15 protein-coding genes are annotated in these 12,638 nt (G+C 65.5%); 13 read left to right on the forward strand and 2 right to left on the reverse strand.

The features are described 5' to 3' along the window. Positions 1–2: 2 nt before the first annotated feature. The 11 genes from rpsE (at position 3) to J0I47_RS02055 (ending at position 7,402) form a co-directional block, all read left to right on the forward strand. Positions 3–758, forward strand: coding sequence for a 30S ribosomal protein S5 (rpsE, locus tag J0I47_RS02005; RefSeq protein WP_294044766.1), 756 nt, complete (start codon positions 3–5; stop codon positions 756–758). A gap of 6 nt (positions 759–764) precedes the next feature. Further along, entirely contained in the window at positions 765–941 is a 177-nt protein-coding gene (gene rpmD / locus J0I47_RS02010; protein ID WP_294044767.1) for a 50S ribosomal protein L30, read from the forward strand. A gap of 178 nt (positions 942–1,119) precedes the next feature. Continuing rightward, complete coding sequence (gene rplO, locus J0I47_RS02015) at positions 1,120–1,665, forward strand: 50S ribosomal protein L15 (RefSeq protein ID WP_294044768.1); 546 nt, start codon at positions 1,120–1,122, stop codon at positions 1,663–1,665. Positions 1,666–1,850: 185 nt separating this feature from the next. Next, on the forward strand, positions 1,851–3,203 hold the full coding sequence (secY, locus tag J0I47_RS02020) for a preprotein translocase subunit SecY (protein ID WP_294044769.1): 1,353 nt from the start codon (positions 1,851–1,853) through the stop codon (positions 3,201–3,203). Positions 3,204–3,237: 34 nt separating this feature from the next. Beyond that, the gene (locus tag J0I47_RS02025; protein ID WP_294044770.1) at positions 3,238–3,885 is read left to right on the forward strand and encodes an adenylate kinase; all 648 of its coding nucleotides are present in this window, start codon (positions 3,238–3,240) and stop codon (positions 3,883–3,885) included. Positions 3,886–3,929: 44 nt separating this feature from the next. Beyond that, entirely contained in the window at positions 3,930–4,178 is a 249-nt protein-coding gene (locus J0I47_RS02030) for a hypothetical protein (RefSeq protein ID WP_294044771.1), read from the forward strand. 199 nt (positions 4,179–4,377) lie between these two features. Beyond that, positions 4,378–4,746: a 30S ribosomal protein S13 gene (rpsM, locus tag J0I47_RS02035; protein ID WP_294044772.1), complete on the forward strand. Its 369-nt coding sequence runs from the start codon at positions 4,378–4,380 to the stop codon at positions 4,744–4,746. Positions 4,747–4,829: 83 nt separating this feature from the next. Beyond that, a complete protein-coding gene (rpsK, locus tag J0I47_RS02040) occupies positions 4,830–5,219 on the forward strand; it encodes a 30S ribosomal protein S11 (RefSeq protein WP_025495450.1) in 390 nt (129 codons plus the stop codon). Between the two features lie 94 nt (positions 5,220–5,313). Then, the gene (locus tag J0I47_RS02045; protein WP_294044773.1) at positions 5,314–6,375 is read left to right on the forward strand and encodes a DNA-directed RNA polymerase subunit alpha; all 1,062 of its coding nucleotides are present in this window, start codon (positions 5,314–5,316) and stop codon (positions 6,373–6,375) included. 185 nt (positions 6,376–6,560) lie between these two features. Continuing rightward, the gene (rplQ, locus tag J0I47_RS02050) at positions 6,561–6,983 is read left to right on the forward strand and encodes a 50S ribosomal protein L17 (RefSeq protein WP_294044774.1); all 423 of its coding nucleotides are present in this window, start codon (positions 6,561–6,563) and stop codon (positions 6,981–6,983) included. A 212-nt stretch (positions 6,984–7,195) separates the two neighbouring features. Next, positions 7,196–7,402 carry a hypothetical protein gene (locus tag J0I47_RS02055; RefSeq protein ID WP_294044775.1) on the forward strand — a complete coding sequence of 69 codons (207 nt, stop codon included), beginning with the start codon at positions 7,196–7,198 and terminating at the stop codon, positions 7,400–7,402. A 155-nt stretch (positions 7,403–7,557) separates the two neighbouring features. Here the strand turns inward: J0I47_RS02055 and J0I47_RS02060 are convergent, their stop codons facing one another. Beyond that, entirely contained in the window at positions 7,558–8,100 is a 543-nt protein-coding gene (locus J0I47_RS02060; RefSeq protein WP_294044776.1) for a glycine zipper 2TM domain-containing protein, read from the reverse strand. 141 nt (positions 8,101–8,241) lie between these two features. Here J0I47_RS02060 and J0I47_RS02065 point away from each other — a divergent pair, with 141 nt between their 5' ends. After that, entirely contained in the window at positions 8,242–10,389 is a 2,148-nt protein-coding gene (locus J0I47_RS02065) for a prolyl oligopeptidase family serine peptidase (RefSeq protein WP_294044777.1), read from the forward strand. A 60-nt stretch (positions 10,390–10,449) separates the two neighbouring features. Here J0I47_RS02065 and J0I47_RS02070 read toward each other — a convergent pair whose 3' ends face one another. Beyond that, positions 10,450–10,773, reverse strand: coding sequence for a hypothetical protein (locus tag J0I47_RS02070; protein ID WP_294044778.1), 324 nt, complete (start codon positions 10,771–10,773; stop codon positions 10,450–10,452). A gap of 138 nt (positions 10,774–10,911) precedes the next feature. On the opposite strand from J0I47_RS02070, the gene guaA reads away from it, so the two are divergent. After that, positions 10,912–12,480, forward strand: a complete 1,569-nt coding sequence (gene guaA, locus J0I47_RS02075; RefSeq protein ID WP_294044779.1) for a glutamine-hydrolyzing GMP synthase — start codon at positions 10,912–10,914, stop codon at positions 12,478–12,480. Positions 12,481–12,638: the final 158 nt, after the last annotated feature.

Here is a 12,638-nt window from a genome sequence, read left to right on the forward strand (position 1 = left end):
AAATGGCTGACGAAAACAACGCGCCGGCTCCGGCCGAGCAGACAGAACAGACGGCCCAAGGCTCTGGGCTGCCCGATGGCGGCGATCGTGGCCCGCGCGGCCGTGGCGGCCCGGGCGGCGGTCGTGGCCGTGGCGGCCCCGGCGGCAATCGCGGTGGCCGTGACGGCGGTCGTGGTCGCGACGGTCGTGGCCGTGGCGGTCCCGGCGCCGAGGACGGCGGCGAGGAACTGATCGAGAAGCTGGTCCACATCAACCGCGTCTCGAAGACGGTGAAGGGCGGCAAGCGCTTCGGCTTCGCGGCGCTGGTCGTCGTGGGCGACGGCAAGGGCCGGGTCGGCTTCGGCCACGGCAAGGCGCGCGAAGTGCCGGAGGCGATCTCCAAGGCGACCGCGTCGGCCAAGAAGAAGATGGTCCGCGTGCCGCTGAAGGAAGGTCGTACGCTGCATCATGACGGCAACGGCCATTTCGGCGCCGGCAAGGTGACCGTCCGTTCGGCGCCGCAGGGCACCGGCATCATCGCCGGCGGCCCGATGCGCGCCATCTTCGAGAGCCTGGGCGTCCATGACGTGGTGACCAAGTCGGTCGGCACCTCGAACCCCTACAACATGATCCGCGCCACCTTCGAGGCGCTGGGCGACCAGACTTCGCCGAAGTCGGTGGCGCAGCGGCGCGGCAAGAAGATCGCCGACCTGCTCGGTCGTGGTCACGGCGCCGATGCCGCGACCGCGGAAGCCGACGCCGCGGCGATTGCGGAGTAATCTGACATGGCTACCGTGAAGATCACCCAGACGGGTTCGCCGATCCGCCGCACCAAGGATCAGCGCGCGACGCTCGTCGGCCTGGGCCTGAACAAGATGCACCGGACGGTCGAGCTGCAGGACACCCCCGAGGTGCGCGGCATGATTAAGAAGGTCGCTCACATGGTGACGGTGGGCGAGTAAAAGACTGGCGTCATCCCCGCGAAAGCGGGGACCCATCTTCCGGACTGTGGAGCTGGGTGTGACGGCAGGAGATGGGCTCCCGCTTCCGCGGGAGTGACGATTTTTGGGGAACCGCGTCCCCCAGTTGCACGACCCCCGCCTTCGCGGGGGCAGGCAAAAGCGAAAGCGAGTGCACGACATGAAACTGAACGAACTCCGCGACAATGCGGGCGCCCGCAAATCCAAAATCCGCGTCGGACGCGGCATCGGCTCGGGCAAAGGCAAGACCGGCGGGCGTGGCCAGAAGGGCCAGAAGAGCCGTGAAGGCGTCTCGATCGCCGGCTTCGAGGGCGGCCAGATGCCGCTCCACATGCGGTTGCCGAAGCGCGGCTTCAACAACATCTTCGCCAAGGATCATGCCGAGGTGAACCTGGGCGCGATCCAGAAGGCGGTCGACGCCGGCAAGCTGTCGGGCGACGTCGATCATGCCGCGCTGAAGGCCGCCGGTCTGGCGCGTGGCGGCAAGCATGGCGTCCGCGTCCTGGCCAAGGGCGAGTTCTCGGCCAAGCTGAACTTCACCGTCGCCGGCGTGTCGAAGGCCGCGCGCGAGGCGATCGAGAAGGCAGGCGGCACCGTCAACGTCATCGAGGTGGTTCCGGCCGCCGAGAAGGCGGCCGCTAAGAAGGGTGTGAAGTACGCCGAGCGCAAGGCCGCCAAGGCCGAGAAGCAGGCCGCCGCGAAGTAACCTGTTGCCCACCCCGGCTTCGGCCGGGGTCCGGTACCGGGCCGCCCGTGACTGGACCGCGGCTGATACCGCGGTGGATAAAACGCTCCGATAGGTTGGACATCGGTCGGAGCGCGACTAAATGAGCGGCGGGGGCGCGGGTGATCGCGACTTCCGCCGTTGTTGTTTCAGGACGATCCACGATCATGGCATCCGCAGCCGACAGTCTCGCCTCCGGGCTCAACCTTTCCAAATTCGGCCAGGCGACCGAGCTCAAGCGGCGCATCTGGTTCACCGTCGGCGCGCTGATTGTCTTCCGCCTGCTGAGCTACGTGCCGCTGCCGGGCGTCGATCCGACCGCGCTGACCGCGCTGGCGAACCGCACCAATGGCGGCGTGCTCGACTTCTTCAACAACTTCTCGGGCGGCGCGCTGAAGCGTGCCAGCCTGATCGCGCTCGGCGTGATGCCGTACATCACCGCCTCGATCGTCGTGCAGCTCGCGACCTCGCTGAGCCCGCAACTCGCCGCGATCAAGAAGGAAGGGGAGAGCGGGCGCAAGCGGCTCAACCAGTATACGCGCTACGGCACCGTCGCGCTGACGATGATCCAGGCCTATTTCCTCGCGCGCACGCTCGAGGCGCAGGCGGTGGCGGTCGATCCCGGCATGCTGTTCCGCATGAGCGTCGTCATCAGCCTGGTCGGCGGCACCATGTTCCTGATGTGGCTGGGCGAGCAGATCACCAGCCGCGGCATCGGCAACGGCATCAGCCTCATCATCATGGCCGGCATCGTCGCCAACATGCCGACCAACATCGTCAACCTGCTCAACTCGGCACGCTCGGGCCAGGGCAATATCGGCCCGGCGCAGGTGATCGGCATCGTCGTCGCGGTCGCCGCGATCGTGCTGTTCATCTGCTTCATGGAACGGGCGCAGCGCCGCATCCTGATCCAGTACCCGAAGCGCCAGACGCAGCGCGGGGTGCAGTCCGACCGCAGCCACCTGCCGCTCAAGATCAACACGGCCGGCGTGATCCCGCCGATCTTCGCCTCGTCGCTGCTGCTGCTGCCGCTGACGATCACGCAGTTCGCGGGCAACAACGTGTCGGGGACGAGCTGGTGGGGCGACGTGGTCATCACGCTGAACCAGTACCTCCAGCACGGCTCGCCGCTCTACATGACGCTGTACGGCGCCGGCATCATCTTCTTCTCGTTCTTCTACACCGCGGTGGTGTTCAATCCCGAGGAGACGGCGGACAATCTGAAGCGCTATGGCGGGTTCATCCCCGGTATTCGTCCGGGCAAGAACACCGAGACCTATTTCGATTACGTGCTGACGCGCATCACCGTGATCGGGGCGGCGTACCTGACGATTATCTGCCTGGTGCCCGAATATCTGGTGTCGGCGTTGCAGATCCCGTTCTATCTGGGCGGCACCAGCCTGCTGATCGTGGTCAACGTGACGATGGACACGGTGACGCAGATCCAGTCGCATCTGCTGGCGCATCAATATGGCGACCTCATCAAGAAGGCCAAGCTGAAGGGTGGACGCCTCCGCTGATGCGGATGCCGACACGACAGGGGAGAGAACTGCCGTGAACATCATCCTTCTGGGACCGCCGGGCGCGGGCAAGGGCACGCAGGCGGCGAAGCTGGTCGCGACGCGCGGCATGGTCCAGCTGTCGACCGGCGACATGCTACGGGCGGCGGTGAAGGCGGGCACCCCGGTCGGCCAGAAGGCCAAGGCGATCATGGACGCCGGCGAGCTGGTGCCCGACGCGGTGGTCAGCGGCATCATCGGCGAACGCCTGGACGAGATGACGAGCGGCGAGGGCGCGATCTTCGACGGTTATCCGCGCACCGCGGCCCAGGCCGAAGCGCTCGACGGCCTGCTCGCTGATCGCGGGCGCAGCCTCGATCATGTTGTCGAACTGACCGTCGACGAGGATGCGCTGGTCGAGCGCATCGTCGGCCGCTACACTTGCGCCAAGTGCGGCGAGGGGTATCACGACACTTTCAAGCAGCCGAAAGTAGCCGGCGTCTGCGACGTGTGCGGATCGACGGAGTTCAAGCGCCGGCCCGACGACAACGAGGAAACGGTGCGGACGCGGATGGCCGAATATCGCGCCAAGACCGCGCCGATCATCCCGATCTACGCCGCGCGTGGCATCCTGACGCGGATCGACGGGATGGGCGACATCGACACCGTTGCGGCCGAGATCGCGACGCTGCTCGACGGCTGAGCGCGGCGGAACCCGGACGGGCGCCGCGTCGTTTCACCGGCGCAATGTCCAACCGGCAATTCCACTGGCTGACGATCGGACTGGCGGTAGTCGCCAGCGTCGCCGGCGGCGTGCTGATCGGCGAGCAGGCGAGCGCCGATTTCGATCCCTATTACGCCAGGATCGCCGCGCAGACGACGCACTATACCTCGCGTGGGGTGCAGGTCGTGCGCGATACCGACGCCACCCCGACCACGCCCGATTATGCCGACACGTCGGGGTATCAGCGGGCCAGCGACGAAACCAATTATTGACGCTCCGCGTTGATATCGGCTGACCGTCGCCCCGCGCTTGACAGGGTGACGACTCATACCTAGATGAGCGGCCTTCCGATACTCCGGCTGCCCGGCGGCGCTTGCCTGCGTCCGCCGCTGTCGTGCGTTTCGGATCAACGCGTTGAGATGGGGTCCGTGGCAGCCATGCCGGCCTCGTGGAGCTAGGAGAATTTAGTTCATGGCACGTATTGCGGGTGTCAATATCCCGACCAACAAGCGCGTTATCATCGCGCTGACCTACATTCACGGCATCGGCCCGGCCAAGGCCAAGGAAATCACCGAGAAGCTGAACATTGCGCCGGCTACTCGCGTGCAGGACCTGACCGATCAGGAAGTGCTGCAGATCCGCGAGGCGATCGACGCCGGCTACACCGTGGAGGGTGACCTCCGCCGTGAGACCGCGATGAACATCAAGCGGCTGATGGATCTGGCCTGCTATCGTGGGCTCCGCCATCGCAAGGGCCTGCCGGTCCGCGGCCAGCGCACGCACACCAATGCGCGCACCCGCAAGGGCAAGGCCAAGCCGATCGCCGGCAAGAAGAAGTAAGCCGCGCTCGCTCGCGCGGAGCGTGTAAAGTTTGTCAACTTTGCCGCTTCTTCCGTCTCAGGATTTAGGTCAGGAATTCGAAAATGGCACGTGAACCGCAGCGCATTCGGCGCCGTGAACGCAAGAACATCACCGCCGGCGTCGCCCATGTGAACGCCAGCTTCAACAATACCATGATTACCATCACCGATGCCCAGGGCAATGCGATCAGCTGGTCCTCCGCCGGGATGATGGGGTTCAAGGGTTCGCGCAAGTCGACCCCGTATGCGGCGCAGGTCGCCGCCGAGGATGCGGGCCGCAAGGCCGCCGAGCACGGCGTCCGCACGCTTGAGGTCGAGGTCAAGGGTCCGGGTTCGGGCCGCGAGAGCGCCTTGCGCGCGTTGCAGGCGGTCGGTTTCCAGATCACCTCGATACGCGACGTGACCTCGATCCCGCACAACGGCGTGCGCCCGTCGAAGCGTCGCCGCGTCTGATTTCGCCTGGCCGGCGCGCGGTTGATCGCGCGGCGCCGGCATCCGCCCACGGCCAGGGGTTCAGCCCGCCCCGGCCCAACAGAGGGAAGCCCCCGTGTCGGTCAATGCAAAGAATTGGCAGGAACTGAAGAAGCCCAACGCGCTCGACAAGAAGAGCGGCGACGGGAAGAGCAAGGCGACCTTCGTCGCCGAGCCGCTCGAGCGTGGCTTCGGTCTGACGCTCGGCAACGCGCTGCGGCGCGTGCTGCTGTCGAGCCTGCAGGGCGCGGCGGTGACCTCGATCAAGATCGAGAACGTGCTGCACGAGTTCAGCTCGCTCGCGGGTGTCCGTGAGGACGTCACCGACATCGTGCTCAACGTGAAGCAGATCGCGCTGAAGATGCAGGGCGAGGGGCCGAAGCGCCTCCAGCTCTCGGCGACCGGTCCGGCCGACGTGAAGGCGGGCGACATCGCGGTGTCGGGCGATATCGAGGTGATGAATCCCGATCTCCTGATTTGCCACCTCGACGAGGGCGCGACGCTCAACATGGAACTGACCGCGGACGTCGGTAAGGGCTATGTCGCGGCGGTCGCCAACCGCCCGGCCGACGCGCCGATCGGCCTGATCCCGGTCGATGCGCTATATTCGCCGGTGCGTCAGGTGTCGTACAAGGTCGAGAACACCCGCGTCGGGCAGGAGCTCGACTACGACAAGCTGACGTTGTCGATCGAGACCGACGGCACGGTGACGCCGGAGGACGCGCTCGCCTATGCCGCGCGCATCCTGCAGGACCAGCTCGCGCTGTTCGTCCACTTCGACGATTCGGCGATCACGCGCTCGGCCCCGATCGGCCTCGCCGCCGCCCCCGCCGACACCGGCGTTTCGGGCGACACGCAGCAGATCAACCGCTACCTGCTCAAGAAGGTCGACGAGCTCGAACTGTCGGTCCGCTCGGCCAACTGCCTCAAGAACGACAACATCATCTATATCGGCGATCTGGTCGGCAAGACCGAAGCCGAGATGCTGCGCACGCCGAACTTCGGCCGCAAGTCGCTCAACGAGATCAAGGAAGTGCTGTCGTCGATGGGCCTGCGCCTCGGCATGGAAGTGCCGGGCTGGCCGCCCGAGAACATCGAAGAGATGGCGAAGAAGCTCGAGCAGGAGATTATGGGCTAAGCCGCACGGAGTTAGCGACGCTAACTCCGAGACGGCGAAAGCCCGGCCGGCGAGCCGCGAGGCTCGTCCGACGACGCGGGATTTACTCCCGCGTCGGGCCTGCGAGATAGGTGTTGGTGACCACCTCAAGCGTCACCAGGCCCGGGGTACCTCACACGGCCCCCTGACGAACGAAGGAAACGAAAATGCGTCACAAGGTTGGCGGTCGCAAGCTTCAGCGTACGTCGGCGCACCGCGCCGCGCTGTTCCGCAACATGGCGGCCGCGCTCATCAAGCACGAGCAGATCACCACGACCCTCGCCAAGGCGAAGGAGCTTCGCCCGTATGTCGAGAAGCTGGTCACGCTGGCGAAGAAGGGCGGGCTGTCGAACCGTCGCCTCGCGCATGCCCGCCTGCTCGACGATGCGCAGCTGGTGAAGCTGTTCGAGACGATCGGCACGCGTTACGCGAGCCGCAACGGCGGCTACACGCGCATCATCAAGGCCGGCATCCGCGCGTCGGACGCCTCGCCGATGGCGATCATCGAGTTCGTCGATCGCGACGTCAGCGCCAAGGGCCAGGATTCAGGTCCGGTGATAACCGACGAGGATTTCGACGAGGCGGCCTGAGGTCGGCGTCGGGAAGTAGCGAAGCTGGTTCCCGATTGATCGCCGACCCCGGCCGGCCTCGCGATAGCGAGGTCCGACGACGCGGCTTCGCCGCGGCGGGTCACAGAAAAAAGGCCGCGTTTCCAATCGGAAGCGCGGCCCTTTTTTCGATAGCGCCTCGTCGTCACAGGACTAGACTGGACCCGACGGATGCTCCGTCGCGGAGAGAGTTGATGAACCGGATCGCGTTGATTGTCGCTGCAGCGGCCATGACGGCCATCGGGCTGCCGGCCGAAGCCAAGGTCTGCCGCACCTATTATCGCGGCCATCGCGTCCTTTGCCACAAGGCATTCCGACCGAGCATCAATCTCAAGCGCCGGCACCCGGTCAAGGTGGTCCGCTGTCGCAACCACGGGCGCAATGTGAACTGCCATCGGTAACGGAAAAAGGGCCGCGCTTCCCGGATGGAAGCGCGGCCCTTTCTTTCCAACGGTGGCGCGGGAGTAAATCCCGCGCCGTCGGTCGGGGCGGGCTGACCCGCCCCGCCGGCCGCGCTTCGCGGTCTCCGGATTAGCTCACGCTAATCCGGTGCCGCTCAGCGGCACCGATACTGGTCGTTCGACTGCTCGGCCTTCTTGCCGAGCAACGCACCCAGCGCGCCGCCGATCAGCGTCCCGCCGATCCGGTTGCGGCCGCCATAGACGACGTTGCCCAGAATACCGCCGGCGGCGGCACCGATGATGAGGCCGGTCGTGCCGTCCGAACGCTTGCAGTAGTAGCGACCGTCCGACCCGCGATAGACCTGGTCGTTCGAGGTCAGCACCCGCTCCTGATAGCGGGGATCGTCGCGATAATAACGCGAGGCGTCATAATCCGTCGCATAACGCGTGTCGTAGGCGGGATTGTATGCCGGCGGCGGGGCGTTGTAGCTCTGGTTATAGTAACCGCTGCGCTGGTCGCGGCGCACGGCCTGGTCGTAATAGGCGCGCTCGCGCTGATACAGCGCGGTTTCGTTGTCGTAGCGGCGCTGGGCATCGTCCATGCGACGCTGCTCCGATGCGGTCTGCGCATTCGCCGGCGCGAGCGGCGCGGCGATCGCGGAAAGGGCGACGAGGGCGATAGGAAGCACGCGATACATGATCTTCTCCTTGAATGGTCGAGCCACAACGCATCGCGGCCGGAACGGGTCCGTATCGGTTTCGCCCTTGCTGGCGGTTGAACGGCGCGGCGGGAATGCTAGGCAAGGACAGCGTTCCTTTTCCTTGCCCGGAGTTCGTCGATGCGCCCAATCCTGCCGCTGACCCTGCCTGTCGCCCTGATCGCGGTCGCCGCGCCCACCTTTGCCCAGACGAGCCCGATGACCGTTACCTATCCCACCACCGACCGCGGCACGACCGTCGACGAGCAATTCGGCGTCAAGGTCGCCGATCCCTATCGCTGGTTGGAGAACGACGTCCGCACCGATCCCAAGGTCGCGGCGTGGGTCGCGGCCGAAAACAAGCTGACCGACGCCTATCTCGCGACGCTTCCCGGGCACGACATCTTCAAGGCGCGGCTGACCCAACTCATCAATTACGAGCGCTTCGGCACGCCGTACAAGAAGGGCGGGCGGTATTTCTACACCCACAATTCGGGGTTGCAGAACCAGGCGGTGCTGTTCGTGCGCGACAGCGTGAACGGGCCGGGCCGCGTGCTGATCGACCCCAATGGCTGGTCGAAGGACGGTGCGACCGCGCTCGGCGAGTGGGTGCCGAGCGAGGATGGTAAGCGCGTCGTCTATACGATCCAGGATGGCGGCACCGACTGGCGCACGGTCAAGGTGCTCGATGTCGACACCGGCCGCGTGCTCGACGACGATGTCGAGTGGGTGAAGTTCTCCGGCCTGGCCTGGGCAAAGGACGGTTCGGGCTTTTACTATTCGCGCTTTCCGGCGCCGCCCGAGGGCAAGAAATTCCAGTCGCTGAACGAAAACCAGGCGGTCTATTTCCACAAGCTCGGCACGCCGCAATCGGCGGATCCTCTGATCTACGCGACGCCCGACCAGCCCAAGCGCGGGCACGGCGTGCAGGTGACCGACGACGGCAAGTGGCTGGTCGTGACGACGACCGAAGGCACCGACAATCGCTACGAGATCACGGTCATCGACCTGACCACGCCGAAGCCGGTGCCGCGCACGATCTTCAAGGGGCTGGAGAACCAGTGGAGCCTGGCCGGCAATGTCGGTGGCAATTTCTATTGGGTAACCAACAAGGACGCGCCGCGGCTGCGCGTGGTGTCGACCAATCTCTACGCCAGGTCGGCCGAGGTGCCGATCGTCGAGGTGGTCCCGCAGGACAAGGCCGTGCTCGACGGTGCCGGCATCGTCGGCGGCAAGCTGATCGCGACCTATCTCGTCGACGTGAAGAGCGAGGTGCGGCGCTATGGTCTGGACGGCAAGCCCGACGGCAAGGTGACGTTGCCGGGGATCGGGTCGGTCGGCGGGTTCGGCGGCGAGATCGACGATCCCGAGACATTCTACAGCTTCACGAGCTACAACACGCCGACCACGATCTACCGCTACGACGTGCGGACCGGCCAGGCGGCGGTGTGGGCACAGCCGAAGGTCGCATTCGATCCGTCGAGCTTCACGGTCAGCCAGGTCTTCTACACGTCGAAGGACGGCACCCGCGTGCCGATGTTCATCGTCCGCAAGAAGGGGACAAGCGGCCCAGCACCGACGTTGCTCTATGCCTATGGTGGGTTCAACATCACGATGGCGCCGGCCTTTTCGGCGACGCGGATCGCCTGGCTGGAGCAAGGCGGCGTCTATGCCGTCGCCAACATTCGCGGCGGCGGCGAATATGGCAAGCAGTGGCACGACGGCGGACGGCTGGCGAACAAGCAGAACGTGTTCGACGACTTCATCGCCGCCGGCGAGTATCTCAAGGCGCACGGCTATACCGGCAAGGATCAGCTGGCGATCCAGGGCGGATCGAACGGCGGCCTGTTGATCGGGGCGGTCGTCAACCAGCGGCCGGACCTGTTCGCCGCCGCGCTGCCGCAGGTCGGGGTGATGGACATGCTGCGCTTCGACCGCTTCACCGCGGGGCGCTACTGGGTCGACGATTACGGCTATCCGTCGAAAGAGGCCGACTTCCGCGTGCTGTACAAATATTCGCCGTACCACAATATCCGCGGGGGGCAGGCCTATCCGGCGATCCTGGCGGCGACGGCGGACACCGACGATCGCGTCGTGCCGGGGCATACGTTCAAATATACGGCGATGCTGCAATCGCTCGATCTGGGACCGAAACCGCATCTGGTGCGGATCGAGACGCGCGCCGGGCACGGCTCTGGCAAGCCGACGGACAAGATCATCGACGAGACCGCCAACGACTTCGCGTTCATCGCCAAATGGACCGGCATGACGGTCAAGCCGGTCAACTGATCGTCATGGAAGGCGTCGTGCTTCTAGGCGCGACGCCCTCGAAAAATATCGGTCGAACGATCAGCGCGCCGCCATCTGCGGCAACCTGACGAGCGCGCGGCGAGCGATGTCGTGCGACCAGACTGCGTCGCCGGTCGGGGTCATCATCATCTCGTTGTCGCGCGCGAGCGCGGCGCGATAGGCGGTGGCGGCATCGGTCGTACGACCGGCGCTGCGATACGCCTGGGCGAGCTCGATATAGGCCCCGCCGTCGCGCGGCGCGACGCGGACGATCGTCTCGTTCGACTGGATGTCGGTGGCGACGCGCATCGTCCTGCCGGTATCCGCCGATGCCATGGTCGTCATCGTCGCGACGGCCGTCGCGAAAATCGCCAGCTTCATCATCCTCTTGTCTCCTTCACCTCGCGCTGTTCCGCGATGTTACAGAATGATGACATAATCATTGCAGTTTTGTGAAGCGATTTCTAGCGCGACGCCGCTCGCAAAACTGGCGCGACGCCCGCCTGCTCGCTATCGGACGCCATGACCCAGACCCCGGCCACTTTTGGCGATTCGATCCTCATCGTCGATTTCGGCAGTCAGGTGACTCAGCTCATCGCGCGACGCGTGCGCGAGGCGGGAGTCTATTCGGAGATCGCCCCGTTCCAGGCGGCCGAGGCGGCGTTCGAGCGGATGCGGCCGCGCGGGGTCATCCTGTCCGGCAGCCCGGCAAGCGTGCTCGACCCCGACAGCCCGCGCATCCCGCAACCGATCCTCGACAGCGGCCTTCCGATCATGGGCATCTGCTACGGCCAGCAGGCGCTGATGCACCAGCTCGGCGGTACGGTGGAGCTGGGCGACAGCGGCGAGTTCGGGCGGGCGTTCATCGAGGTCGATGACGGCTGCGTCCTGTTCGACGGGCTGTGGCGCGAAGGCGAAACGCATCAGGTGTGGATGAGCCACGGCGACAAGGTGACGGCGCTCGCGCCCGGCTTCCGCCCCGTCGCCGCCAGCCCCGGTGCGCCGTTCGCGGTGATCGCCGACGACGCACGTCGCTATTACGCGATGCAGTTCCACCCGGAAGTGGCCCACACTCCCGATGGCGCCCGGCTGATCGCCAATTTCGCGCGGCACGTCTGCGGGCTGAAGGGCGACTGGTCGATGGCCGAGTTCCGCGCCGCCAAGATCGCCGAGATCCGGGCGCAGGTCGGCGACGGCAAGGTCATTTGCGGCCTGTCGGGTGGGGTCGATTCAGCGGTCGCGGCCGTCCTGATCCATGAGGCGATCGGCCACCAGCTGACCTGCGTGTTCGTCGATCACGGGCTGATGCGGGCCGGGGAGGCGGACCAGGTCGTCTCGCTGTTCCGCAATCACTACAACATCCCGCTCGTCCACGTGAACGCCGAGACGCTGTTCCTGAGCGGTCTCGCCGGCGTCACCGACCCCGAGGCCAAGCGCAAGTTCATCGGCAAGACCTTCATCGACGTGTTCGAGGCCGAGGCGAATAAGATCGGCGGCGCCGGCTTCCTGGCGCAGGGCACGCTGTATCCCGACGTGATCGAGAGCGTGTCGTTCACCGGCGGTCCGTCGGTGACGATCAAGAGCCACCACAATGTCGGCGGCCTGCCCGAGCGGATGAACATGCAACTCGTCGAGCCGCTGCGCGAACTGTTCAAGGACGAGGTCCGCGCGCTTGGTCGCGAGCTCGGCCTGCCGGACATCTTCGTCGGCCGTCATCCCTTTCCCGGGCCGGGTCTGGCGATCCGCATCCCGGGCGAGGTGACCAAGGAGCGTTGCGACATCCTGCGCAAGGCCGATGCGATCTACCTCGAGGAAATTCGCAACGCCGGGCTGTACGATGCGATCTGGCAGGCGTTCGCGGTGCTGCTGCCGGTCAAGAGCGTCGGCGTGATGGGCGACGGCCGCACCTATGACAGCGTGCTGGCGTTGCGCGCGGTGACCTCGGTCGACGGGATGACGGCGGACGCCTACCATTTCAGCGGCGAGTTCCTATCGCGCGTGGCGACGCGGATCATCAACGAAGTGCGCGGGATCAACCGCGTGACCTACGACTATACGTCGAAGCCGCCGGGGACGATCGAGTGGGAATGAGGACCTGGTAATTATCGTTAGGTTTCAATGATTTATGTAATTGCCGCGAACAATCCACTCCACATTGTCAATTGGGCATAAGCCTCTGATATATATGAGAAGCGAGCCCGCATTCTCCGAAATCAAGCGGCGCGTTTTGACGGTATTGCTGACGGTAT

It is taken from the genome of Sphingomonas sp. (assembly GCF_017304635.1).
Lineage (GTDB): Bacteria > Pseudomonadota > Alphaproteobacteria > Sphingomonadales > Sphingomonadaceae > Sphingomonas.